The organism is Phreatobacter aquiterrae, assembly GCF_053471285.1.
The window spans coordinates 162726-187564 of record NZ_JBJPHW010000003.1; the positions used below are offsets into that span (position 1 = coordinate 162726).

General features: G+C 68.0%; 24 protein-coding genes. 10 read left to right on the forward strand and 14 right to left on the reverse strand.

Features of this window, described 5'->3' with window-relative positions; translation table 11 throughout:
• The 11 genes from mobB to ACJ4V0_RS05910 form a co-directional block, all read right to left on the reverse strand.
• Positions 1–567 carry a molybdopterin-guanine dinucleotide biosynthesis protein B gene (gene mobB, locus ACJ4V0_RS05860; RefSeq protein WP_448298626.1) on the reverse strand — a complete coding sequence of 189 codons (567 nt, stop codon included), beginning with the start codon at positions 565–567 and terminating at the stop codon, positions 1–3.
• 128 nt (positions 568–695) lie between these two features.
• Positions 696–1715, reverse strand: a complete 1020-nt coding sequence (locus ACJ4V0_RS05865; protein WP_448298627.1) for a formate dehydrogenase subunit gamma — start codon at positions 1713–1715, stop codon at positions 696–698.
• Positions 1716–1807: 92 nt separating this feature from the next.
• The gene (fdh3B, locus tag ACJ4V0_RS05870) at positions 1808–2404 is read right to left on the reverse strand and encodes a formate dehydrogenase FDH3 subunit beta (RefSeq protein WP_448298628.1); all 597 of its coding nucleotides are present in this window, start codon (positions 2402–2404) and stop codon (positions 1808–1810) included.
• 17 nt (positions 2405–2421) lie between these two features.
• A complete protein-coding gene (locus tag ACJ4V0_RS05875; RefSeq protein WP_448298629.1) occupies positions 2422–5373 on the reverse strand; it encodes a formate dehydrogenase subunit alpha in 2952 nt (983 codons plus the stop codon).
• A gap of 11 nt (positions 5374–5384) precedes the next feature.
• Positions 5385–5624 (reverse strand): twin-arginine translocation signal domain-containing protein, encoded by a 240-nt coding sequence (locus ACJ4V0_RS05880; RefSeq protein WP_448298630.1) that lies wholly within the window; start codon positions 5622–5624, stop codon positions 5385–5387.
• Positions 5625–5640: 16 nt separating this feature from the next.
• Entirely contained in the window at positions 5641–6453 is an 813-nt protein-coding gene (locus ACJ4V0_RS05885) for a Cro/CI family transcriptional regulator (protein ID WP_448298937.1), read from the reverse strand.
• A gap of 132 nt (positions 6454–6585) precedes the next feature.
• Positions 6586–7284, reverse strand: a complete 699-nt coding sequence (locus ACJ4V0_RS05890) for a DUF3306 domain-containing protein (protein WP_448298631.1) — start codon at positions 7282–7284, stop codon at positions 6586–6588.
• Positions 7281–7796, reverse strand: a complete 516-nt coding sequence (locus tag ACJ4V0_RS05895) for a DUF3305 domain-containing protein (RefSeq protein WP_448298632.1) — start codon at positions 7794–7796, stop codon at positions 7281–7283. Before ACJ4V0_RS05895 ends, ACJ4V0_RS05890 begins: the two co-directional genes overlap by 4 nt.
• A 10-nt stretch (positions 7797–7806) precedes the next feature.
• Complete coding sequence (locus tag ACJ4V0_RS05900; protein ID WP_448298633.1) at positions 7807–8847, reverse strand: DUF6352 family protein; 1041 nt, start codon at positions 8845–8847, stop codon at positions 7807–7809.
• The gene (locus ACJ4V0_RS05905; RefSeq protein WP_448298634.1) at positions 8844–9392 is read right to left on the reverse strand and encodes a DUF6505 family protein; all 549 of its coding nucleotides are present in this window, start codon (positions 9390–9392) and stop codon (positions 8844–8846) included. Before ACJ4V0_RS05905 ends, ACJ4V0_RS05900 begins: the two co-directional genes overlap by 4 nt.
• Positions 9393–9394: 2 nt before the next feature.
• Positions 9395–10144 (reverse strand): biotin/lipoate--protein ligase family protein, encoded by a 750-nt coding sequence (locus ACJ4V0_RS05910; protein WP_448298635.1) that lies wholly within the window; start codon positions 10142–10144, stop codon positions 9395–9397.
• Between the two features lie 107 nt (positions 10145–10251).
• On the opposite strand from ACJ4V0_RS05910, the gene ACJ4V0_RS05915 reads away from it, so the two are divergent.
• Positions 10252–12276, forward strand: coding sequence for a 4Fe-4S binding protein (locus tag ACJ4V0_RS05915; protein ID WP_448298636.1), 2025 nt, complete (start codon positions 10252–10254; stop codon positions 12274–12276).
• 15 nt (positions 12277–12291) lie between these two features.
• On the opposite strand, the gene ACJ4V0_RS05920 is transcribed toward ACJ4V0_RS05915, so the two are convergent.
• A complete protein-coding gene (locus ACJ4V0_RS05920; RefSeq protein WP_448298637.1) occupies positions 12292–13569 on the reverse strand; it encodes a WD40 repeat domain-containing c-type cytochrome in 1278 nt (425 codons plus the stop codon).
• A 239-nt stretch (positions 13570–13808) separates the two neighbouring features.
• On the opposite strand from ACJ4V0_RS05920, the gene ACJ4V0_RS05925 reads away from it, so the two are divergent.
• The 9 genes from ACJ4V0_RS05925 to ACJ4V0_RS05965 all read left to right on the forward strand — a co-directional run bounded on the left by ACJ4V0_RS05925 (position 13809) and on the right by ACJ4V0_RS05965 (position 22448).
• Positions 13809–15326, forward strand: a complete 1518-nt coding sequence (locus ACJ4V0_RS05925) for an amidohydrolase family protein (protein ID WP_448298638.1) — start codon at positions 13809–13811, stop codon at positions 15324–15326.
• Between the two features lie 7 nt (positions 15327–15333).
• On the forward strand, positions 15334–16272 hold the full coding sequence (locus ACJ4V0_RS05930) for a CobW family GTP-binding protein (RefSeq protein WP_448298639.1): 939 nt from the start codon (positions 15334–15336) through the stop codon (positions 16270–16272).
• Positions 16273–16421: 149 nt separating this feature from the next.
• Positions 16422–17450, forward strand: a complete 1029-nt coding sequence (locus ACJ4V0_RS05935; protein WP_448298640.1) for an ABC transporter ATP-binding protein — start codon at positions 16422–16424, stop codon at positions 17448–17450.
• Positions 17451–17487: 37 nt separating this feature from the next.
• Positions 17488–18801: an ABC transporter substrate-binding protein gene (locus ACJ4V0_RS05940; RefSeq protein ID WP_448298641.1), complete on the forward strand. Its 1314-nt coding sequence runs from the start codon at positions 17488–17490 to the stop codon at positions 18799–18801.
• A gap of 103 nt (positions 18802–18904) precedes the next feature.
• Complete coding sequence (locus ACJ4V0_RS05945; RefSeq protein ID WP_448298938.1) at positions 18905–19744, forward strand: carbohydrate ABC transporter permease; 840 nt, start codon at positions 18905–18907, stop codon at positions 19742–19744.
• A 7-nt stretch (positions 19745–19751) separates the two neighbouring features.
• On the forward strand, positions 19752–20579 hold the full coding sequence (locus ACJ4V0_RS05950) for a carbohydrate ABC transporter permease (protein ID WP_448298642.1): 828 nt from the start codon (positions 19752–19754) through the stop codon (positions 20577–20579).
• A gap of 198 nt (positions 20580–20777) precedes the next feature.
• Positions 20778–20909: a hypothetical protein gene (locus ACJ4V0_RS05955; RefSeq protein WP_448298643.1), complete on the forward strand. Its 132-nt coding sequence runs from the start codon at positions 20778–20780 to the stop codon at positions 20907–20909.
• Positions 20910–20987: 78 nt separating this feature from the next.
• A complete protein-coding gene (locus tag ACJ4V0_RS05960) occupies positions 20988–22079 on the forward strand; it encodes an energy transducer TonB family protein (RefSeq protein ID WP_448298644.1) in 1092 nt (363 codons plus the stop codon).
• A 102-nt stretch (positions 22080–22181) separates the two neighbouring features.
• On the forward strand, positions 22182–22448 hold the full coding sequence (locus ACJ4V0_RS05965; RefSeq protein ID WP_448298645.1) for a copper chaperone PCu(A)C domain-containing protein: 267 nt from the start codon (positions 22182–22184) through the stop codon (positions 22446–22448).
• Here ACJ4V0_RS05965 and ACJ4V0_RS05970 read toward each other — a convergent pair.
• Both ACJ4V0_RS05970 and ACJ4V0_RS05975 read right to left on the reverse strand, forming a co-directional pair.
• Positions 22364–23500: an acyl-CoA dehydrogenase family protein gene (locus tag ACJ4V0_RS05970; protein ID WP_448298646.1), complete on the reverse strand. Its 1137-nt coding sequence runs from the start codon at positions 23498–23500 to the stop codon at positions 22364–22366. The two genes, ACJ4V0_RS05965 and ACJ4V0_RS05970, sit on opposite strands and share 85 nt — an antisense overlap.
• An 83-nt stretch (positions 23501–23583) precedes the next feature.
• On the reverse strand, positions 23584–24768 hold the full coding sequence (locus tag ACJ4V0_RS05975) for an ABC transporter substrate-binding protein (RefSeq protein WP_448298647.1): 1185 nt from the start codon (positions 24766–24768) through the stop codon (positions 23584–23586).
• Positions 24769–24839: the final 71 nt, after the last annotated feature.

Sequence of the window (24839 nt, forward strand, 5' to 3'; positions counted from 1 at the left end):
TCACCCCACGGGTTGCGGCGGCGCCTCGTGGGCGAGCGGACGTTCGGTCCGCAGTGCGTCCTGCACCAGCGGGAGCGGAGCGGCGGCGGCGAGCAGCAGCGCGGTCGCGGCCTCGATGTCGTCCGGGTGGGCGAGAGGACCGCTCCAGTCGGCGGGAGGAGCATCGCAGATGAGGCCGCGCACGTCCGCCATCTCCGGATAGAGGAAGGGCTTGCCGTTGGCGGCGCGGTTGATCTCCACCTTGGGATGGACGGCGCGCTTGAAGCCCTCGACGATGACGAGGTCACAGGGTGTGAGCTTGTCGAGGAGCTCGGCGAGCCGGGGCTCGACCTCGCCGCGCAGTTCGTGCAGGAGCGCCCACCGCCGGCCGGAGACGATCAGCACCTCGCCGGCGCCGGCAGCACGGTGCTCGAAGGAATCCTTGCCGGGATGGTCGATGTCGAAGGCGTGGTGGGCGTGCTTCAGGGTCGAGACCCTGAGGCCGCGTGCCGTGAGCAGGGGCAGCACGCGCGTCAGCAGCGTGGTCTTTCCCGCGCCGCTCCACCCGGCAAGTCCAACGACCTTCATGTCGGCTCCCGTGTTGCCCGCCAACGCATTCGCGAGCGCAAACTAGTGCGGTGGTCGCCGCTTCTCCAGCCCTGAAACGACAACGCCCGGCTTTGAGCCGGGCGCTGTGTTTTCATGAATGGATCGACCTATTCGGCGGGCTGCCCGACCGCATGCGGATGCAGCGTTCCCTTGGCCATCTCCTCCTCGACCCAGATCGAATGATGCTCCTTGGCCCAGTTGAGATCGACCTCTCCGGTGGTCATGGCGTCGGCAGCACCTTCCATGCCGACCGAGCCGATATAGGCGTGGGCGAGCATCACGGCGATCAGCAGAACCGCCACGAGGCCGTGGACGATGTTCCAGAACTGCAGGGCAAGCACGCCACCAGCCGCTTCGGGGAACAGCATATAGACGCCCGACAGCGAGAGAAGTCCGCCGCCGATGATCACGGACCAGAAGATGAGCTTCTGGCCGGCGTTGAACTTCTTCGCCGGCGGATGGCCGCCGCCGATGAGGCCGCCTCCCTGCCGGATCCATGCGAGGTCGCCGCCGGTCGGGATGTTGTGGACGACCCAGGTCACGAACATGAAGACGAGGCCGAGCATGAAGGGCCAGGCGAGGTAGTTGTGGGCATATTTCGCCAGCTGCGACATCGTCGCGAAGGCACCCTCGCCGAAGAGCGGCGCCAGGATGAACTTGCCGAAAGTGACGTTCAGGCCCGAAAGCGCGAGGACGATGAAGCAGAGCGCCGTCAGCCAGTGAATGAAGCGCTCGAAGGTGGAGAAGCGCAGGATATTGATGCCCGAACGCCCGGCATCGATCATGATGCGACCGCGCGTCAGGTAGAAGACAACGAGCAACGCCAACATGCCGAGTATGGCGACGCCGCCGATCCAGTGCATGGTACCCTGATGGAAGACCCGCCAGGCCTGACCCTGAGGCTGGATCAGGTTGCGGGCATTGGCGTCGGGAATGGTGATGCGACCCGAGAGGGTCGATCCCGAACCCGGCGTACCCGTCTGAAGGGCCTGCATGAGCTGGGCCTCGTTCACCGAGGCCGCCGTCGGATTGACCGAAGACGGCTGCTGGGCGAAGGCGGGCGCTGCAACGAACAAGGCCATCGCGACCGCGAAAGCTGCAACCAGAGACCGAAGCGAGAAGCGCATCGGATGGTCCTCCCTGCGGGATGGTCCGCCCCTGGCGGCCTCCCGGAATTGACGAGGCAGTAAGGCGGCGGAATGGCCCGCCGCCGTGCGGATCAGATGGCGATGGTTTCCTTGTAGGCCGTCTGCCAGCCCCAGGCGCCGGAGCCGTAGCCACGCTTCAGGACGCGCTCCTTGTAGATGGTCGCGATCATGTCGCTGTCGCCGGCCAGAAGCGCCTTGGTCGAGCACATCTCGGCGCAGAGCGGCAGCTTGCCCTCGGCGAGACGGTTTGAGCCATAGGCGGCGTACTCGGCCGTCGAACCGTCGGCGAGCGGGCCGCCGGCGCAGTAGGTGCATTTGTCCATCTTGCCGCGCGTGCCGAAGTTGCTGACCCGCGGATACTGCGGCGCGCCGAAGGGGCAGGCGTAGAAGCAGTAGCCGCAGCCGATGCACAGCTCCTTGGAGTGCAGCACCACCGCGTCCGCCGTCGTGTAGAAGCAGTTGACGGGGCAGACGGCGGCGCAGGGCGCATCCGTGCAGTGCATGCAGGCCATGGAGATAGAGCGTTCGCCGGGCTTGCCGTCATTGAGCGTGACGACGCGCCGGCGGTTGATGCCCCAGGGGACATCGTGCTCGTTCTTGCAGGCGGTAACGCAGGCGTTGCACTCGATGCAACGATCGGCGTCGCAGAGGAATTTCATACGGGCCATGGATCAGGTCCTCCCTCTCACGCCGCCTGGATCTGGCAGAGCGTGGCCTTGCCCTCGTGCATGCCCGTTACCGGGTCATAGCCGTAGGTGGTCACGGTGTTGACGCTCTCGCCGAGGACGATCGGATCGGTCCCCTGCGGATAGTTGCCGCGCTGGTCGGCGCCCTGGTACCAGCCGCCGAAGTGGAACGGCATCCAGGCGACGCCCGGTCCGACACGTTCGGTGACGAGCGCCTTGACGCGCGCCCGGCCCCCCTCGGGACCAGCCACCCAGACCCACTGGCCATCGGCAATGCTGCGCTGGCCGGCGTCCCGCGGGTTGATCTCGACGAACATGTCCTGCTGCAGCTCGGCGAGCCACTTGTTGGACCGCGTCTCCTCGCCACCGCCTTCGTATTCGACGAGACGGCCGGAGGTGAGGATGATCGGGAACTGGCGGGCGATGCCCTTGTCCACGGCGCCCTTCTGATAGGTCGTGTGGAGGTTGGGCATGCGCAGGTTCCGCTCGTCGGCGCGGGCCGGATACTTGGCGACGAGGTCGGGCCTCGGCGTGTAGATCGGCTCGCGATGGATCGGCACCGGGTCGGGCAGGTTCCAGGCGATGGCCCGGGCCTTGCCGTTGCCGAACGGCACGACGTTCCTCTGGAGGCAGACGCGCTGGATGCCGCCCGACAGGTCGGTGGCCCAGCTGACTGCGCCGGGATTGGCACCGCCCTGGCGCTCGATCTGCGCCTTCTCCTCCGCCGTCAGGTCGGCGTCCCAGCCGAGACGCTGGAAGATCGCATAGGTGAATTCCGGATAGCCGTCCTGGATCGGGGAGTCGAGATTCCAGGAGTTCTGCGCCAGCAGCGTCTCGCCGTTGCGTTCGAGGCCGAAGCGCGGACGGAAGGCTCCGCCGCCATCCATCATCCTGACGTTGGTGTTGTAGAGGATGTGCGTCCCGGGGTGGCGCACCTCCGGCTTGCCCCAGCACGGCCAGGGCAGGCCGTAGAAGTCTCCGCCGATGTCGGCGAGTTCCTTCGGAGCGCGCAGGGTGACGATGTCGAACTTGTCCTGATTCGCCATGTGCGCCTTGATGCGCTCCGGCGACTGGCCGGTGTAGCCGGTCGACCAGCCGCCGCGATTGATCTCACGGAGCAGGGATTCGGCCTCCGGCTCGTCGCCGAACTTGCCCTTCACCAGCTTGATATTCTTGAACATCTCGCTGGCGAAGCCGAGCTTCTGGGCGAACTTGTAGATGATCCAGTAGTCGTTGGCCGATTCGAAGATCGGCTCGACCACCTTCTCGCCCCACTGGATGGAGCGGTTGGAGGCCGTGCGCGACCCGTCGCACTCGAAGTTGGTGCAGGCGGGCAGGATGTAGGTGCCGTCGCGCCGGTTGCCGAGCGAGACGAAGTTCGTGGGATGCGGATCGACCACGACGAGCAGGTCGAGCTTCCCAAGACCCTCGACCGCGCCGGGCACGCGCGGAATGGTGTTGCCGCCATGGCCCATGATGAACATGGCCTTGATGTTGTCCTTCTGGTCGACCTGCTCGCCGGGCAGCAGCGTCGCGTCGAACCAGCGGGTCGAGGGAATTCCCGACACCTCCATGTTCTGCTTGCCGGTGCGGGCCGCGCGGCCGCCCTTGGCCGGCACGTCGTCGAAGCGCGAGACGAAATAGTCGTAGGGGACCTCCCAGACGCGCGACCAGTGCCGCCAGGCGCCCTCGACCAGGCCGTAATAGAGCGGCAGGTTGCCGACATCGAGGCCGAGATCGGTCGCGCCCTGCACGTTGGTGTGGCCGCGGAAGATATTGGCGCCGGTGCCGGGCGCGCCGACATTGCCGGTGAGCAGCAGCAGGGTGCAGTAGGCGCGCACGTTGGCGGTGCCGACCGTGTGCTGGGTGGCGCCCATGCACCAGATCAGGGTCGAGGGCTTCTCGGTGGCGAAGAGCTTGGCGACCCGCTCAAGCTGGGCGCCGGGGACACCCGTCACGTCCTCGACCGTCTTCGGGTCCCACTTCTCGACCTCCTTCAGCGCCTCGGACATGCCGTAGACACGCTTGGCGAGGAAGTCCTTGTCCTCCCAGCCGTTCTTGATGATGTGCCACATGATGCCCCAGATCACCGGAATGTCGGTGCCGGAACGGATGCGCACATATTCCGTCGCATGGGCCGCGGTGCGGGTCATGCGCGGGTCGATGACGATCATGTTGGCGCGGTTCAGCTCCTTGCCGCTCAGCACGTGCTGCAGCGACACGGGGTGCGCCTCCGCCGGGTTCCCGCCCATGATGATCATGGTCTTGGAATTGCGGATGTCGTTGTAGGAGTTGGTCTGGGCGCCGTAGCCCCAGGTGTTGGCGACGCCGGCCACGGTGGTGGAGTGGCAGATGCGGGCCTGATGGTCGACGTTATTCGTGCCCCAGAAGGCGGCGAACTTGCGGAACAGGTAGGCTGCCTCGTTGGTGAACTTGGCCGAACCGAGCATGTAGACGGAGTCGGCGCCGGACTTGCCGCGGATCTCCATCATCTTGTCGCCGATCTCGTTGAACGCCTGGTCCCACGAGAGGCGCTGCCACTGGCCGCCGACGAGCTTCATCGGATACTTCACGCGGCGCTCGCCGAAGACGAGCTCGCGGGAGGCGGCGCCCTTGGCGCAATGGGTACCGCGGTTGATCGGGCTCTCCCAGGCCGGCTCCTGGCCGGTCCAGACGCCGTTCTGTACCTCGGCGCGGATGGTGCAGCCGACCGAGCAGTGCGTGCAGAGGTTCTTCTTCACCGTGATGGCGACACCCGGCTGAGGCGCGGCGACGGCTTCCGCCCGGCGCACCGCGCCGAGCGTCAGCGAGCCGACGGCGATGGCGCCGGCGGCGGTGAGGCCCGAGCGGGCGAGGAAAGTACGACGATCCATCACGCCGGAGGTCAGACCACCGGCGAGGCCCGCGAGGCGGGTGCGGGCGGCGTCCTGGGACTTGCGCTTGATGAGCATGGGGGGCGTCCTCAGTAGCGATTGGTGCGATAGAAGGCCTGGACATGCGCGGAATTGGCCTGGTAACGGGCCTTGGTGCGCTCGTCGCGGCTTTCGCGCGTGTTGGCCTGGGCTTCCGCTGGCTCGGCGCCGACCACAACCACAGCAGCGGCGGCCGAGGCCCCGGTCATCGCCTTGAGGAAATCGCGGCGGGCCGGAGCGGCGGCGTTTCCTTGGTTCCTGGCATTACCCGACATGGTCGTGTCCTCCATTCCGTCCCTCGCGCCGTCAGGCGTCGAAGGAGAAAGCCTCGTTTTCAATGTCCATGAAAAGGCGGCCGACCGCGCCGACGGCGGCGTAGAAGGGTCGGTTCCGCATGGATTCCAGATCCGAGAAGAAGCGCCCCGCCCAGGGCTTCAGATGCGCCTCGTAAAAGGCCTTCTCGGTGTCGTAGCCGCTGCCGATCTCGCGTCGGGCGAGATTCGCCATCACGTCGAAGAGCAGGGCGATGTGGTCTTCCGGTTCGCGCGAATCGTCCTCACGGACGATGCCGAGATCGACGAAGGACTGGCGCACTGCGGCGAGAGGACGCTCGTGCAGGAAGCCGGTGAGATAGTACGAGGCGTAGGGCAGGAGCTCGCCGCGCCCGACGCCGACGAAGAGATCGAAGAATTCGCGCCCGACCGCATCCACGTCGGTCTCGGAGGCGGCTCTTGCCAGCGCCAGATGCGCCATGCCGAGCGGCGAGGCATCGCCCTTCAGGTCGGCAACCTGCCGCAGGACGTCGGCGGTTGGCACGCGAAAGAGGAGAAGGGCGAGAAGGCCGTATTCGACGGCGCGGAGCTGGTCCATCTCGTCAACGGCGCCGGACTTCTCCTGTGCCGCCTCCATAGCGACGGCGATGCTTGACCGCGCCTCGGGATAGAGGTCGGGCCGCAGCACGTGGCGCCCGACGCCGGACACCTTCTCGACGGCGATGACCCGCTCGGACGGGACGCGGTTCCAGCTCGATACGGAAGGCTGCGAAATGCCGAGCGCCCTCGCCAGGGCACCAACCCCGCCGACCGCCTTGATCGCCTCCTCAAGTCCCCGTTCACGCACTGCCGCGGTCACTCCCGCCTCTGGCATCCGACCTGGCGCTTGTGAGCGCGCCTTGGGGTCATAGCCTTCCCACATTTGCCTTAGAATAGCTACAAGCTATGACCCGCGAAGACAAGGCGAAACTCTGGCGCCTCAGCCCGGAAGAGCCCCGCCGTGACGACGGCCCACCGGGCGCAAGTCCTTCGGTTCGCTTGGATTATTGTGCGTCGCAACATGGACTTCGCTTGCCGGCTCCCGCGGCAGAAGCCCTGATTGAGGCAGGTCTTCAGCCGAAAATCCCGCATCCTGTTTCTGCGCCGGAATGGGGCCGGCATCGCCCTGTTGCGCTGCAACAGAACCCGGAGCGGCAGGCATTTCACGCGCCGCTTGCGACAAATTGTCGTGAAGGTCGGCGCGGGTCTCGGTGGGTGTCTCCGAAGCCGTCTTTCCGAGCGCGCGGTCGAACATCTCCGCGACCTCGCGGATGGCGTCCTGCGAGGTCTCCATCGTGCCGAAGCCGGGAGCCCCGCCGGGCGTGTTGTAGTCGTAGGCATAGTCCAGCGCCGGGCTCACATGGTCGCGGATAGCCGGGTCGAGCAGCCACATGCGCTGGAGCGCCGCGTTGCGCACGCCATTGGGAACCCAGGGCTGCATGAAGGCGGTCAGGCTCTGGCCCGGCACGAGGTCCTCGAGGCGCGGCAGTTCTGCGATGAGGTCGTCCAGCGCCTTGCCATCGGGAAGCGAGGGCGTCGCCTGCACGTCGGCCGACGGGTCCGGCTGGGCCGCTGGAGGGTCGGGCTCGCGCTTCAGCCGCGACCAGCGGGAGAGAAAGCCCTCGCGCCCGCCGCTCACGACCGCCTCCCCGGCTGTCGGGCCGGATGGCCGATTCCATAGTCCGGCTCGGCATGGGGATCCTTGCGGTCGCGCTTGCGCTTGAAGAAGGCCTGCTCGACGTGGTGGGCGTCGACGAAAGCCTGAAGCTCGACCGCGATCTCGTGCGGCATGGCGAGCGCCTCCACCTTGTCGGTCACCACGTCGACGAAGGCCTCTCCCTCATAAGGGTCGACGGTCGCGCCGGCGACCTGCCAGGCACCTTCGGCGGTCTCGCGCAGCGCCACCCAGACGGCCGGCCTGCCCGAGACGAGATTGTCGCGGTAGTGGGACGTTTCGCCGGAATGGAAGGTCATTTCCACTGGTCCGAGATACCAGCGCTCGACGGAGCCTTCCGCGCCGATCCGCGTGCCGGGCTCGACGGCGGGAAGGCCCGGCAGCACCGCCTCCGGCAGCCATTCGAAATCGACCCAGGGATTGTTCAGCTTGCGCTTCACGGCGACGATGCCGACGGTGAGGTGCTGCACGGGCATTGGTCTCTCCTCAGGCCGCCTGCCGGCCGACGAGCGGGAGGCCGACGATCAGGTTCTGCGGCTTGACCCTGAGGATCATGTCCCCGGTCAACGCCATGATGAGATAGACCGGCTTTCCGGCGAGTTTCGGGTCGACCATGCGCGGATCGGCGAAATCGAGACGGAACAGGCCGCAAATACGGCTCTGGTCGGCCGGGTCGATCACCTCGCCGCGCCACAGCCGGTTGCCGATGGCGGTGGCCTCGGCATCGAGGCCGACGAACCAGCGCCAGTCGGCATCCTCGATGCGCTCGATGGCCGCGATGCGCGTCTCGACGCCCAGCATGTGGGCGATCCAGGTTTCCAGCGCGCGGCAGAAGGCGTCGCGCGATCGCGGATCGCCGCCGAGATTGAACACCATCGAGAAGGCGTCCGAGCGCGACCAGTAGGAGGGCGCGGTCTCGTCCGTCATCACCTCGAGGTCCCCCATGGCGTCCTGACCCATCATGGCGGCCAGCGGCGCGGTGTGGAGGAGCGCCTTCCGCTCGGCCTCGAACTCCTCGATCAGTTCCTGGTCGGCGAGCAGGAGGGCCCCGTCCTTCAGCGAGCCCTTCTGCGGGCGGAACAGGAGCTCGGCGGCGCGCAACACGAAGGGGTCGGTGCAGCCGTCGAGCGCATTGCGCAGGATAAGGTGGACGAGTTGATTGAGGAAGAGCGGCGGGACGCCCTGCGCGCCCTTGCGGACGATGGCGAGATAGGCCGCCTCGATGCTCGGATGGGCCATGAGCCGGTCGCGGAATCCGGTCATGAACTGCCAGTTCTCGCGGGCGTCCTCGTCCCTGATGGCGGCGATCATGGCGGCGGTCACCGGACGCCGCGGCTCGGCCATGAGCAGGGCGTGCAGCTCCCGCTCGGCGTCGCAGGCCTCCTCCGGCGGCACCAGTTCGGGGCGCGCGAGATAGGCGAGGATCATCTCGTCGCTGACCGCGAGGCCGCCGCCGTCCACCCGCCGCGTCATGTGGTGGCCGGACGAGACCCAGAATTCGGTGACTGTACGGGTGTCGGTGGTCATTTGCGCGCCGCCATCATGTCGATCAGGTCCACCCGCTCGTTCGGGGCGTCATCGTCCACCACCTCGTGAAAGGTGAAGGCACGGGCCTGTGCGTGCAGGCTGTCGGCGCCGGCAGACTTCTCGCGCGCTGCCAGGGTGCGGAACTGCTCGCGGATCTCGCCGCCCTCGAAGGCGCGATGCATGGCGACGAGGGTGCCCTCGTCGTGCTCCGCCAGCGAGGCGGCGAAGGCGATCTCCTCCGACGCGGCGGCACGGGCCGTATCCATGTCGGGCGCACCGAGGCGGTCCATCAGGTGACGGGCGAGGCTGTCCACCGCCGCAGCCTGCTCCTCGGGGCGGATCGGCTGCGCGACCACGAGGGTCGAGAAGCCGAGCGAGGCCACGCCGACGAAGCCGGAGCGGAAGGCGGCGCGCTCCTTTCCTGCGAGCGCCGCGACATCACGTCCCCAGAACAGGAAGGAACCGGTGACCGCCCATTCGCCCGGTTCGGCCGCATGCGGAAAGACGAAGGTGTCGGAGGGATCGAGCCGGATGGTCCGCAGCATCTTCACAGCTTCGGCCCTCCGGTCTCGCGGTCGAGCCAGGCGGCGGCCTTCAGGCCATCGAGAAATGCGATCCGGCGCTCAAGGTCGCCCACAGCCGGGCGAATGACGAGGTCTCCGGCAGGCGACAGCGACAGGCTGTCGCCCGGGCGATCCTTATCGACCCTGGCGCAATAGTCGGGGAGGATCGGGTCGAAACCGTGATGCTGCCAGACATCGACGAGGCGCAGGAAGAAGCGGGCGAAGCTCTCGATCAGCATGGAGGGACCGACGCCTTCGAAGCCCTCCTCGTCCAGCGCGGCCGCGGTCGGCGCGTGACCCGGCTCGACGAGCCCGGAGAAGGCGACGCGGATCGAGGCCGCGAAGACCAGCCAGTCGGGCACCTCGTCCTCGCGGCAGCGCTTCGGCCAGCCGAGGCGGCCGCCGCCGACGAGGCCGCCGTCGAACCGGATTCCGTCGGGATAGGCGAATGAGACGCTGCGCTCGGGCGGACAGAGGGCCGCAATGGCGTCGGCGGTGGCGTTCATGCCGAGGAAGAAGGCCTTGCGCGCCTCGGCCAGCGGCGCCTCCGGCTCAAGAATGACGGCGAATTCGGCGAGGTCGAAACGTCGCACCCAGACCAGCGTGCCGGCGCCCTCCTCGGCGGCCGTGCGGCAGGCATGGGCGAAGGCGTCGCCCGATTCGCGCAGGGCCACGGCCCGAAAACCGGGCGGCAGATCGAGGGTCGACGGTGCGCGAAGCGTGACGAGGGCCATGGAGTCCTTGGGTTCGGGGCGCGACGGCGGCCCGGTCTGGTTCTTTTGACCGCTTCCAATATATGAGGATGACGCGCGGCGGAAAGAGCCGCACACCGGAGAGCACAATGACGGCAGGCACCACATTCCTCTGCTCCTGCGAGGAAACCATGCCGCTGCATGGGGAAACGGTGGCGAAGGCCTGCCGGACGAAGGTCCGTACGGCCGACCAGCTGTGCCGCAAGGAACTCGATTTCTTCAAGGCCGTTCTCGGCCAGGAGACCGACGTCACGGTGGCCTGCACGCAGGAGGCGCCGCTCTTCTCGGAGGTCGCCGAGGATCTCGGCTTTGGCGGCCGCCTCGTCTTCGCCAATGTGCGCGAACAGGCCGGCTGGTCCGTCGAGGCGAGGCAGGCCGGTCCGAAGACGGCGGCGCTCCTCGCGGCCGCGGCCGAGGAGATGCCGCCGATCCAGGCGGTCTCGCTCGAATCCAAGGGCGTCGCGCTGGTCTATGGCCGCGACGAGGTCGCCATCGAGGTCGCACGCCGGCTCTCCGACACGCTGGACGTCACCGTTCTCCTCACACGTCCCGGCGACGTGACACCGCAGCGGGAGACCGCCTTTCCCGTGGTCAAGGGAACGATCACGGCCGCCCACGGCCATCTCGGCGCCTTCTCTGTCGACGTCGACGACTACGCCCTCGCCTCGCCGTCGTCGCGGCGGACCTATCTGTGGCAGGCGCCCCGCAACGGGGCGTCATCCACCTCCGATCTCGTCATCGACCTGTCCGGAGGGATGGCCCTGTTTCCGACGCCGGAGCTCAGGCCGGGCTATCTGCGCGCCGATCCACGCGACGCGGCTGCGGTCGAAAAGCTCATCGGCGAGGCGAGCGGCCTCGTCGGCACTTTCGACAAACCACGCTTCGTCACCTTCACGGCCGATCTCTGCGCCCATTCGCGCAACAAGATCACCGGTTGCACGCGCTGCCTCGACCTCTGCCCGACGGGAGCCATCACGCCGAACGGCGACCATGTCGCGATCGACCCGGCCATCTGCGCCGGCTGCGGGCAATGCGCCGCCGCCTGTCCGACCGGAGCCGCCGCCTATGCGCTGCCGCCGGTGGATGCCCTTATCCGCCGCCTGCGTACCCTGCTGACGACCTATGCGGCGGCCGGCGGCGCGGGCGCCGTGGTGCTCGTCCACGACGGCGACCACGGCCTGCCGCTCATCGACGCAATGGCGCGCTTCGGTGCCGGGTTGCCAGCACACGTGCTGCCGCTGCAGGTGAATGAAATCACGCAAGTCGGCCCGGAGGTCCTCGCCAGCGCACTGGCCTATGGCGCGACGGGCATCGCCATCCTCGGGCGGGCGAAGCCGAAGCACGACCTGCTCGGCCTGACGCGGACCCTCGACACGACGCGGACCATCGCCGCGGGGCTCGGCTACGGCGACGACCTGGTGCGCCTGGTCGAGACCGACGATCCCGATGCGCTGGCCGTGGCCCTCGCCCGGCCCTTTGCGGGAAAGCCCGCCGCGAGGCCCTCCGCCTTCCTGCCGATGGGAACCAAGCGCGGCCTGCTTGAGCTTTCCTTCGTCGAACTGCACGCCGCGGCTCCGGCTCCCGTCGACCGGATCGCGCTGGAGAAGGGTGCCCCTTTCGGCAAGGCTGACGTCAATGTCGCGGCCTGCACGCTGTGCCTTGCCTGCGTCTCCGCCTGCCCCACCGGGGCGCTGTCCGACAATCCCGACAAGCCGATGCTGCGCTTCACCGAGAGCCTCTGCGTGCAGTGCGGGCTGTGCGAGCAGACCTGCCCGGAGGACGCCATCGCCCTCATTCCGCAGCTCGATTTCGTCGCCTGGCGCGAGCCGAAGCGGGTGGTGAAGGAGGAGGAGCCGTTCCACTGCACCGCCTGTGGCAAGGCCTTCGGCACGAAATCCACCATCGAGCGCATCGCTGCCAAGCTGGAAGGGCACTGGATGTTCACCGGCGCCAATGCGGCGCGGCGGGAGGCCCTGTTCATGTGCGAGGACTGCCGCGTGGAGCGTGTGGTGAACGAGGGCTTCGACCCCTACGCGGCGCAGGAGCGCCCGCGCGTGCGCACCGCCGAGGACTATCTCGCCGAAAAGGCGGCGGGCAAGGACGGGCTGAACTGAGGTCCGCCGCTACTCCTACTCCGCCCCGGTCGCCCGCGCGATGAAATCGACGAGGGCCTTCAGGTCGTCGGGGTCGGTGACCTGCTGCTCCGGCATCTTGGTGCCCGGCGTGTAGGTATTGGGGCCGACCTCGAACAGCTTCGCGATCGTCTCCTTCGTCCAGACGATGTCCATGCCGCGCAGCGCCGGCGAGTAGTCGTAGCCGGGCGCGGTGGCGATCCTCCGGCCGATGACCCCGTGCAGTGTCGGGCCGGCGCGGTTGCCGCCGTCCGGATCCAGCGTGTGACAGGCCGAACAGGCGCGGAAGACCTCGGCCCCGGGATGATCTGCGAGCCGCGTCAGCGCCTCCGATGGGCGCGCCATGACGACGGCGCCGAGATGCTCGCCCGTGGCGGCGAGCCAGCGCCGCACGAGGCGATCGCCGCCGCCGGTCATCAGTTCCTCCGTTCCGGGACGGAAGGCGAGCGACCAGACCGGCAGGCCGGGGCCGACCAGCACGCGCTCGACGGTGCGGGATTGGCGGTCGACCAGCGCGACCGACCCGCGGATGCCGGCTGCCGCGACGCGGCGGCCATCCGGTGAGAGCGCCACCGCGACGATCGGCGTCTCGGCTGCGACCACTTCGCCGCTGTGGGTTCCGTCGGCGGCAAAGAAGCGCAGCCAGCCGTCCGCCCCACCGGCAATGATCTCGCCATCGGCCGCGACGACGAGGCCCGCCACCGGCGAACCGACGGCGATGCTGCGGGCATGACCCTCGCCGAGCGGGGCGATGCGGATCGTCGCATCATGGCCGCCGGTGACAATCGCACCGCCATCCGGCGTGAAGGCGGCGGCGTTGAGCGGGCCGGCATGCCCGGTGAAGACGCGGGCCTCGCCACCGCCAAGCGGTGTGACCCGCGCCGTGCCGTCCCAGGACGCGGAGGCCATCAACCGCCCGTCCGGGGAGAGGGCGAGCCCTGCAACGGGCCCAGAATGGCCCTCGATCCGCGCCTCTGGCTCAGCCTTTCCGATGCGCCAGAGAAGGATGCGGCCATCCTCCCCGCCCGTCACGAAACGGCCGTCGGGCAGCGCCAGCACCGCATTCACCGAGCTCTCGTGGCCGCGCAGCACCGCCATCGCCAGTCCGCGCTCGATGTCCCAGAGGATGGCAGAGGTATCGAACGAGCCTGACAGGGCGATGCGCCCGTCGGGGGCGACTGCGAGGGCACGCACCGGCCCGCCATGGCCGCGCAACTCCTGCGCGGCGGCAGGCGCGGCGAACATGGCGACGAGGGCGAGGATCAGGCGAAGCATCGGAGATCCGGAGCGGGAGGTGAGGCACATTGGGTAAAGGGTGGCGGAGATTGGCCGGGGATCAAGCCCGCGGGCGATCACAAGGTTCCCGACCGGGGCAAAACGGCGTCAGCCGGAGATGCGGATGCCGCGCGGCTGATGCCCGCCGCGCCGTCTCGACTTGGGTGAAGCCGCCCTTAAGATCGCCGCCGCGCTGTTCCCGCCCCCCGCGCCTGTCCACGCCTTGCATCGAGTTCGTGATGACCCTTGCCTCCACTTTCGCCGGTCCCTTCGATTGCGTCATCCGTGGCGGGCGAGTCATCGACCCGGAAAGCGGCCTCGACGCCGTCTGCGACGTCGCCGTGAAGGACGGCCGCATCGCAGCTATCGGCGCGGTCCGTGGCGACGGCAGCCGCGAGATCGGCGCGAAAGGCCTCGTCGTCGCCCCCGGCTTCATCGACCTTCATGCCCATGGCCAGACGGTCGCCGCCGACCGCATGCAGGCCTTCGACGGCGTCACCACGACACTGGAACTGGAGGCCGGCGTTCTGCCGGTGGCACTGTGGTACGAGAACCAGGCGAGGAACGGCCGGGTCCTCAACTACGGCACCGCGGCCAACTGGGTCTTCGCCCGCATCGCCGCGATGATCGGCGCCGAGCCGGAGGCCAATCTCGGCTTCATGGGGCGCAATTCCAACGACAAGCGCTGGATCGAGAACGTCGCGACCGACGCGGAGATGGCCGAGATCCTCAGGCGCATCCGCCAGGGGCTCGACGAGGGCGGCATCGGCATCGGCATCCTCAACGCCTATGCGCCCGGCGCCGGCGTGAAGGAGATGTCGGCCGTCTGCTCGCTCGCCGCGGAATATGCCGTGCCGACCTATACCCACGTCGCCTATGCCTCGAACATCGACCCGAAGAGTTCGATCGAGGCCTATACGCGGCTCGTCGGCTATGCCGGCTCGACCGGCGCGCACATGCACATCTGCCACTTCAACAGCACCAGCCTGCAGGACGTCGAACGGGCGGCGGCGCTGATCCGGAAGGCGCAGGACCTCGGCCTGAAGATCACCGTCGAGGCCTATCCCTATGGCACCGGCTCGACCGTGCTGGGCGCCACCTTCTTCGCCGACCCGGCTTTCCGCGAGCGCACCGGCGGACCCTACGAGTCCATTGAGATGGTCGATACGGGGCGCACCTTCCACAACCGCGACGAGTTGCTGGCGGCACAGGCGCAGGACCCGGGCTCGCTCGTGCTCTGGCACTTCCTCGACGTCGAGGCCAATCCGCGCCACAGCGACCTGCTCGACGTCTCGGTGCTCTATCCGGGTGGGGCGATCGCCTCCGACGCCATGCCGTGGACCAATCCGGACGGCTCCGTCTATGACGGCGAGGACTGGCCGCTGCCGGAGGGCACCTCGTCGCACCCGCGCTCGTCGGGCACGTTCACCCGCTTCCTGCGCCAGTACGTGCGCGAGCGCGACATGCTTCCCCTCATCGACGGCCTCGCGAAATGCACCCTCATTCCGGCGCAGATCCTGGAGGAGAGCACTCCGGCGATGCGGTCGAAGGGCCGCCTGAAGGTCGGCGCCGACGCGGACATCGTCGTCTTCGACTACGACACGCTGACCGACCGGGCCGAGTTCAAGGCGATGAACCGCGCGTCCGAGGGCATGCGCCATGTCCTCGTCAACGGCGAGGTAGTCATCGCGGGGGGCGAGCTGGTGAGGGCCGCGCGGCCGGGCCGGCCGGTGCGGCGCCCCGTGAAGGGGGCCTGAGGCCGCCGTGGCGGTTCCCGTCATCCTCGTCACCGGCTTTCTCGGGGCGGGCAAGACGACACTGATCAACCACCTTCTCACCGCCAATGGGGGGCGGCGGCTCGCTGCCGTCGTCAACGATTTCGGCGCCATCAACATCGATGCCGACCTCATCGCGGAGAATGCCGACGGGGTGGTGAGCCTCGCCAACGGCTGCATCTGCTGTTCGCTGCAGGGCGACCTGCTGCGCACCCTGTCGAGCCTCCTGAAGCGGGAGCCGCCACCGGAGGGCATCGTCATCGAGACGAGCGGGGTCTCCGATCCCGCCGAGATCGTGCAGAACCTGCTCGACCCCGTCATCTGGAAGGATGCGGCGCTGGAGACGGTGATCGCGGTGGCCGACGCCCGCGCGCTCGCCGACGATGCGGCCTTGCTCGAGGACAGGCTCTGCCGTTCGCAGATCGCCAGCGCCGACATCGTCGTCCTCAACAAGGCCGATCTGGTCGATGAGACCCATCTGGCGCGGGCGCGCGTCGCCGTGGCCGCGCTAAAGCCGGAGCGGGTCATCTTTCCCGTGGTGGAGGGGCGCATCGCCCCGGAACTCGCCTTTGCCGGCGGCGGTCACGAACCGATCGCGCCCGACCCGCAGGCCATGGCGCGCACCCGCTTCGCCACGCCGCGCTTCGAGACGCTGGCCTTCACCTCGGACCGCCCCCTGACGATGGGCGCCTTCCAGGCGGCGATCGGCCGGCTGGCGCCGAAACTGGTGCGCGCCAAGGGCTTCGTCACCTTTCGCGAGCAGCCAGGCAGGCCCATGCTGTTCCAGCTCGTCGGCGACAGGGCGACCCTCGGACATGCGCCAGGGGCTGCCGACGGAGAGGCGGTGCGGCTCGTGCTGATCGCGGAGATGGGGCGGATCGATCCGGCAGAGGCCCGCGCGCTGCTCAATGGCTGCGTGGCGGCCTGACCGTCGACCCTGAGCCGGAACAGTATCGCAGAAAGGCACGGCAAGGCGGCGCAGCGGGGGCGGAAGGCCTTGGAGCCGGCCGCGCCTTTCGCTATGGCTCAACTCCCGTCCGGCGCTGAACCGGCGGGCGAGGACATGCGAGGGGACAGGTGGCCGAGGTTTCTCTGGACTATGTCAGCAAGGCCTTCGGCACGCAGAATGCGGTGGCGAATGTCTCCTTCACCGTGGAGCCCGGGCATCTCGTCGCGCTTCTCGGCCCCTCGGGCTGTGGCAAATCGACCACCCTGCGGCTGATCGCAGGGCTCGAGGACACCACCGGCGGGACAATCCGCATCGGCGACCGCGACGTCACCCGGGCCGCTCCCGCCGAGCGCGGCGTCTCCATGGTGTTCCAGAGCTACGCCCTGTTTCCGCACCTCACCGTCGCCCAGAACATCCTGTTCGGTCTCGAGGTGCGCAAGGTCCCGAAGGCGGAACGGCTCAGGCGGCTGGACAGGGCCGCCGGCATTCTCGGACTGACGCAGTTGCTGGGTCGCAAGCCCTCGCAGCTTTCCGGCGGCCAGCAGCAGCGCGTGGCGCTCGGACGCGCCATCGTCGCGGAGACCCCCGTCTGCCTGATGGACGAGCCGCTCTCCAACCTCGATGCGCAGCTGCGCCTCGAGATGCGGCGCGAAATCCGCGGCCTGCAGCGCCGGCTCGGCATGACCATGATCTACGTGACCCACGACCAGGTGGAGGCCATGACCATGGCCGACCGTGTCGTGCTGATGCGCGCCGGCCATGTCGAGCAGCACGGCAGTCCGGAGGAGCTCTACAACCGCCCGGCGACGATCTTCACCGCCCGCTTCGTCGGCACGCCGCCGATGAACGTGGTGCCGCTGTCGGCGTTCGGCCCGGCGCTGGAAGCCCGCGCGCCGTCGGGCCATGCTCCGTCCACACTGTCGCTCGGCATCCGCCCGGAGCACATGCGGCTCAGCGATGACGGAATTCATGCAACCGTCACATCGGTCGAATACCTCGGGGCGGACAGCCTCGTCGAAGCCCGTGTCGCGGACCAGCCGCTGATCGTCAGGGTGCCCGGCAAGATCGGGCTCGATGAGGGTCGGACCATCGGCCTGGATTGGGACAGCGACCATGAGCATTTTTTCGACACGGCCACCGGCAAGCGGCTATCATGAGCCGGCGCATAACAACAATGTTCAGGGAGAAACTGCCATGACCACGACCATCGACCGTCGTACGATCCTGAAGGCCGGCAGCGCGCTGGCCGCAGCGCCGCTCGGCGGCTCCTTCCTGGCCGCCCCTGCTCTGGCGCAGGGCAAGGTCGAGGTTTCGTTCTTTTACCCGGTCGCCGTCGGCGGCCCGATCACCCGTCTGATCGACACCTATGCCGCCGATTTCTCCAAGGAGAACCCGGCGATCACGGTGAAGCCGATCTATGCCGGCACCTATCAGGAGACGATCGTCAAGGCGATCACCGCGCACAAGAGCGGCACGCCGCCGGTCACCTCCGTGCTGCTGTCGACCGACATGTTCACGCTGATTGACGAGGACGCGATCACGCCCTTCGACGACTTCATCAAGACCGACGCCGACAAGGCGTGGCTGGCGAGCTTCTTCCCCGGCTTCATGGAAAACAGCCAGACCGGCGGCAAGACCTGGGGCATTCCCTTCCAGCGCTCGACCATCGTGCTCTACTGGAACAAGGACCTGTTCAAGGAGGCCGGCCTCGACCCCGAGAAGCCGCCGCAGACCTGGGCCGAGCAGGTCGCCTTCGCCGAGAAGCTGACCAAGCGTGACGGCGCCAACACCACCCAGTGGGGCCTGCAGATCCCCTCCTCCGGCTTCCCCTACTGGCTGTTCCAGGCGCTCGCCATCCAGGCGGACTCCGTGCTGATGAACAAGGAAGGCACCCGCACCGCCTATGACGCCCCCGGCGTCATCGAGGCGCTGCAGTACTGGGTGGACCTCTCCCGCAAGCACAAGGTGCATCCGACCGGCATCGTCGAGTGGGGCACCACGCCGCGCGACTTCTTCGAAAAGAAGTGCGCGATGATGTGGACCACCACCGGCAACCTCACCAATGTGCGCACCAACGCCAAGTTCCCCTTCGGCGTCGGCATGCTGGCGGCGGGCAAGCGGCGCGGCACCCCGACGGGCGGCGGCAACTTCTATCTGTCGAAGAAGGCCTCGCGCGCCGAGCAGGAGGCCGCCTTCAAGTTCATCCAGTGGATCACCACCCCCGAGCGCGCCGCCAAGTGGGGCATCGACACCGGCTATGTCGCGGTGCGCAAGGACTCGTGGGATACGCCGATGATGAAGGAATACGTCGCCGGCTTCCCGGCTGCGGCGGTCGCCCGCGACCAGCTCCAGTATGCCATCGCCGAGCTCTCGACCCACGAGAACCAGCGCGTCACCAAGGCCCTCAACGACGGCCTGCAGGCCGCGCTGAACGGCACCAAGACGCCGGAGCAGGCGATGAAGGATTCGCAGGCCGAGGCCGAGCGCATCCTGCGTCCCTACCGCTGATGACACGCCGGGCGGCCGTTTCCTGCGGCCGCCCGCCTGACCTGCCGTGAGCCGATTGCAGCACCGTTCGTCCCAGAGCCGCACCTGGATCCATGCCTGGCTGATGCTGGGGCCTTCGCTCGCCCTGCTCATCCTGTTCACGCACTGGCCGGCGGTCAGCACGATCATTGACAGCGTCTATTCGACTCCCAGGCCGCGCCGGCCGTCGCGCTTCGTCGGACCCGCCAATTTCGAACAGATGATGGCCGACCCCATCTTCTGGCAGGCGATGTGGAACAACCTGTGGTTCGCGCTCGGCACGATCCCGACCTCGATCGCGCTTGCCCTGCTTATGGCCGTCTGGGTCAACGACCGCATCGCCGGCCGCACCCTCGTCCGCATGGCCTATTTCACGCCGACCGTGCTGCCGATGATCGCGGTCGCCAACATCTGGCTGTTCTTCTACACCCCGCAATACGGGCTTCTCGCCCAGATCCTCGGCGCCTTCGGCATCAACGGCCCGAACTGGCTCGGCTCCAACGAGACCGCGCTCTTTGCCGTCACCGTCGTCGCGGTGTGGAAGGAGGCCGGCTTCTTCATGATCTTCTATCTCGCGGCGCTGCAGACCATCTCGCCGAGCCTTGCCGAGGCGGCAGCACTGGAGGGCGCCTCGCGCTGGACCTATTTCCGGCGCATCCAGTTCCCGCTGCTCATGCCGACGACGCTCTTCGTGCTGGTCAACGCCGTCATCGGCGCCTTCCGCACCATCGACCACATCTTCGTCATGACGCGCGGCGGACCGGACAACGCCACCGCCCTGCTGCTATTCTACATCTATCAGGTCGGCTTCTCGTTCTGGGACACGACCTATGCGGCGGCGCTGACCGTGGTGCTTCTCGCCATCCTCGGGCTCCTCGCGCTCATCCAGTACGGCGTGCTCGAACGCCGCGTGCATTACCGGTGAGCGCGGCATGAGCGAGGTCTATGCACCGCGGGGATGGGGCAAGGTGGCCGAGACGGCGGGCGCCTGGCTGCTGGCGCTGATCTGGATCGCGCCGCTCGCCTATGCGGTATGGACGGCCTTCCATCCGTCCGAGTTCTCGACCCGCTTCGAGCTCTTTGCCCCGCTCACGCTCGACAATTTCAAGCGGGCCTGGGAGGCGGCGCCTTTCGCGCGCTACTTCCTCAACACCTTCCTGCTGGTGAGCGGAGTGCTGGTCTGCCAGCTCGTCCTCTGCACGCTCGCCGCCTTCGCCTTCGCCCGCTACGAATTTCCAGGGGCGACGATCGTCTTCGCGCTGGTGCTGGCGCAGCTCATGATCATGCCGGACGTGCTGATCGTCGAGAACTACAAGACGATGAGCCGCCTCGGCATCCTCGATTCCATTCCCGCCATCGGCCTGCCCTATGTGGCCTCGGCCTTCGGCATTTTCCTGCTGCGCCAGACCTTCAAAATGGTGCCGAAGGAACTGGACGATGCGGCGCGGGTCGAAGGCGCGAGCCCGATGCAGGTGCTCTGGCGGGTCTATGTGCCGCTGGGACGGCCGGTCTATATCGCCTATGGCCTCGTCTCGGTCAGCTATCACTGGAACAACTTCCTTTGGCCGCTGATCGTCACCAATTCGGTGGAATCCCGCCCGCTGACGGTCGGCCTTCAGGTCTTCTCCTCGACCGACCAGGGCATCGACTGGGCCATCATCTGTGCGGCGACCCTGATGACCTCGGCGCCGCTGCTGATCGGCTTCCTCTTGTTCCAGCGCCAGTTCGTGCAGAGCTTCATGCGCGCGGGAATCAAATAGGCTAGGCGCGGCTGCCCTTCGCCGACCTGTCGCGGAACCTGACCGCAATGACGACCGCCTGACGCTGAAGCAGTTCTGGACATCGTTCCGCAGGGCGCCTTCGTCGACTATGCGAACACGTTCCGCGTACCCGGCTATGCGCTGTTCAGCGTCGGCGCCAGCGCCAGGCTGTCGAACGGCGGCGAGGCATTCGTCTATGTGCGCAACATCGCAGACAGCCGCTATGTCGCCGATTTCGGACCTGTAGTGCTCTACAATCCGGCCACGACCGCGACCTTCTATCCTGGCGCCGGCGGGAGCATCTATGGTGGCGTCCGCTTCACGTTCTGATGTTATAGCGTTGCGTTTTGGGGCTTCCGGGTCCCAGTCCGCCTCTCCTTGTCCAACCGACAGATTCCCGGCAGGTCCATGCCCCTGGACAGCGACATCGCCATGCTCGACCCACCCGCGCCCACCGGCGCGGTGGCGCCGGCTGTCGCGCTCAACTGGCCCACAACCTCGACGCCGCCGCCGGTCGTTCTGCCGGCGTCGGGCGAAACTACTGCCGCACCGCCCCTGTCAGTTGTGCCCGCAGGCGTCACCATCTCGACGGCTGCGGCGGGCCGGCTGCGGACGGTTGCCACCGCCATCGCCTCCTTCGCGCTCCATGGCGCGCTCGTCGCTCCATTCCTCACCTATCCGACGCCAAGCCCTCCGCGCGGTGATCTTCCCGCCATCGAGATCGAGATGGTCGAGCCGGAGGCAGAGCCACCGCCTGCCGCTGCGGCCCCGCCACAGGAGGTCGCCGCCACAGAGACGCCTCCCGTCGAGATCGAGCCACCGCCGCTCAAGGACTTGCCGCTGCCACCGGAACTGCTGCCTCCCGAGCCGGTCGCAGAGGAACCGCAGCCGATCGAGCTTCCTCCGCCACCCGAGCCGCAGGCGGCGTTGCCCGATGAACTGCGGCCGCAGCCTGTAGTTGCAGCCGTCGAGCCGACACCCATCGTCATCGCGCCGCCGCCGCTGTCCGAACTGCCGTTGCCGGCCGAGTTGCTGCCGCCACCGCCTGCCCCGCCGCGCCGGACGGTCGAGGAGCGGCCCCGCCACGAGGCACGCTCGCAACCGCAACCGCGACGACAGGAGATGGTCAGGGAGGCGCCGCGCAGGCCGCTGACCCCGCGCCCCGTGACCCCGCCTTCGGCAGCCTCGGCCGGTCGCGGCGTCACGTCCCGGCAATCGGCGCGAACCTCGTCTCCGCCGCCGACCTATCTTGCCCGCGTCATCGCGCAGCTCCACCGCGCCAAGCCTGCCGGATCGGGCCAGCAGGGACGCGCCGTCGTCCGCTTCGCCATCCAGCGCTCCGGCGCGGCCGGGGGCGTGGCGCTGGCCTCATCGTCCGGCAATGCCGCCATCGACCAGGCGGCGCTCTCCATGGTGCGCCGCGCCGCTCCGTTCCCGCCTCTTCCGCCGGAATATGCCCCGGAGACCATGGCTCTTACCGTTCCCATTGCCTTCCGTTGACAGAGATGGCCACGACCAACGGCGTCACGACCATGCGGGCCCTGCCGCGGGGTCTCACTATCGCGCCGGGCCGGACCGTGGAACTGAAGCGGCCTGCATGTGATGTTCATGGGCCTGAGGTCGCCGCTCGCCGAAGGGCAGAGCGTGAAGGTCACGCTGGAGTTCGAGAGGGCCGGCCGAGTGGAACTCGATTTCAGCGTCGGAAATCTCGGAGGCCGCACCGCGCCAGCGAACACCACCATCACTGACGGCCGGCGAGAGGCCGTCCGGGCTGCGGGAGGCGGTCACAGACCCATCTGGCGGCTGGCGAGATCCTTCATGATCTCCTCGGTGCCGCCGCCGATGGCGTTGACCTTCACCTCGCGGTAGATGCGCTCGACCTTGGCGCCACGCATGTAGCCGGCGCCGCCGAAGATCTGGACCGCCTCCGAGGCGCAGAAGGCCATGGTCTGGGTGGCCTGGTTCTTCAGCAGGCAGATGTCGGCGACCGGGTTCTCGCCCTGCTCAAGCCGCCAGGTGAGCATCTCGAGCCAGGCCTGCGAGGTTTCGATCTTCTGGTGCATGTCGACCAGCTTGTGGCGGATGACCTGGTGCTGGGTCAGCGGCCGGCCGAAGGTGACGCGCTCTTTCGCATAGGCCGTCGCCTCGTCGAGGCAGACGCGCGCCATGGCGATGCAGCCGGCGGCCATGGTCAGGCGCTCGTGGTTGAAGTTGCGCATGATGATCTTGAAGCCCTCGCCCTCGGCGCCGAGGAGATGGCCGGCGGGAACGCGCACGTCGTCGAAATGAAGCGTCGCGGTGTCGGACGCCCACCAGCCCATCTTCTTCAGCGGCGTGCGGGTGAAGCCGTCGCTGTCGCGCCCGATGAGGAGAAGGCTGACGCCGCCGGGTCCCTCGCCGCCGGTGCGCACCGCAACGGTGTACCAGTCGGCGCGCATGCCCGAGGTGATGAAGGTCTTCTCGCCGTTGACGACATAGTGGTCGCCGTCGCGACGGGCCGTAGTGCGCAGATTGGCGACGTCCGAGCCGCCGCCCGGCTCGGTGATGGCGAGGGCCGAGATGGTCTCGCCGGCAAAAATGCCGGGCAGGACCCGCGCCTTCAGCTCCGGCGATCCCGCATTGACGATGGGCGGCGTGCCGATGGCGTGGCTCATCAGGCTCGCGCTGATGCCGCCGGCGCCGGGCCGCGCCAGTTCCTGGGTCGCGATGATCCACATGAAGCGGTCGGCCGGGACGCCGCCATGCTCTTCGGGAAAGCCCAGGCCGATGAGACCCATCTCCGCGGCCCTGCGGTAGAGGTCGCGCGGGAACACCTCCGCCTCGTCCCACTGGCTGGCGAAAGGCTCGATCTCGCGCGCCACGAAGCGGCGGACCTGGTCGCGGAACGCCTCGTGCTCGGCGGTGTAGAAGGGGTGCGCCATGGCGGCCTCCCGCTGGAATACTGCAGTCGTGCTGCGCGAAAAAGCCGCCGGCACGAATGCCGGCGGCCTTGCTCTTCTGGCCGTCAATGCGTCGAGGGCGTCGCGCCCTGCACCCAGCCGCGGGTCACCACCCAGCGGCCGTTCTGCACCTGCGACAGGCGCGCGTCGTTGCTGCACAGGCGGTTCTGCGGCGTGATGTTGCAGCCGCGCGTCTCGAAGGGCACCTGCGAGGGAGGGTTGGTCTCCACCGCGCGGATGAAGCTCTCCACCGTCAGGTCCTGCCCGGCCTTGAGGGCGGCCTGGGTGAAGGCGTCGGCGATCTGCACGCCATAGGCGGAGAAGACCGTGGGATCCTCGCCGAACTTCGCCTTGTAGCGGGCGGCCCAGTCGCGGATCTGCGGGCTCGGGTCATCCGGATAGGGATGGGCAGTGGTCATCATGGCGTAGAAGCCGTTGGCAACCGGGCCGCCGAGCGCCGGGATGAGATGGGTATAGGCCGCGGACGTGCCGACGAAGGTCGCCTCGAGCCCTATCTTGCGGGCCTCCGCCAGCACGCCGACCGTCTCCCGGATGATGGTGCCCATCAGGACGAGATCGCAGTTGGCGGCCTTCATGCGCGCGACCTGCGAGGAGAACTCGGTGGCGCCGCGCTTGTAGGTGGTGCGCTCGACATAGGTCTGGTTGACGACGCCGAGGGCCGCCTCGCCGCCGCGCATGACCTCAAGGCCGAACTCGTCGTCCTGATAGACGACGCATACCCGCTTGGCGCTCTTCTCCTTGATCAGTTCGGGCAGCATGGTGCGGACCTGATCGAAATAGGAGGCGGCGAAGGCGAGCTTCAGCGGCGTCGGCGGCATGTACATCTCGCGCGCCGCGGTGACCGGCATGAAGTTCGGCACGTTGCGCTCGAACTGCACCGGCATGGCCGCCATGTTCTGCGCCGTGCCGATGTGGCCGATCATCGCGAAGATGCGGTCGGAATTCACGAGCTTCTGCGCGCCGAGCAGCGCCTTGCGCGGGTCGTAGGCGCTGTCCTCGACGATGAGGCGCACCTGCCGGCCGTTGATGCCACCGCGGGCATTCAGTTCCTCGAAGTAGAGCTGCAGGCCGTTGCGGGTCTGCTTGCCATAGGCGGCGATCGGACCCGACAGGTCCTGGATCGAGCCGAGCGTGATCTGGTTGGCGGTGACGCCCTGCGTCTGGGCGAGCGCCGCGCCGGCGACGAGCGTCGCGGCCAGCGCAAGACATGCGGTAGATGTCGACTTCATGGTTTCCTCCGTCTGGTGAGCCCGGTTGATCCGGGGCTTTTCTATGCGGCCGCTGGCGCAGCCCTGAACGA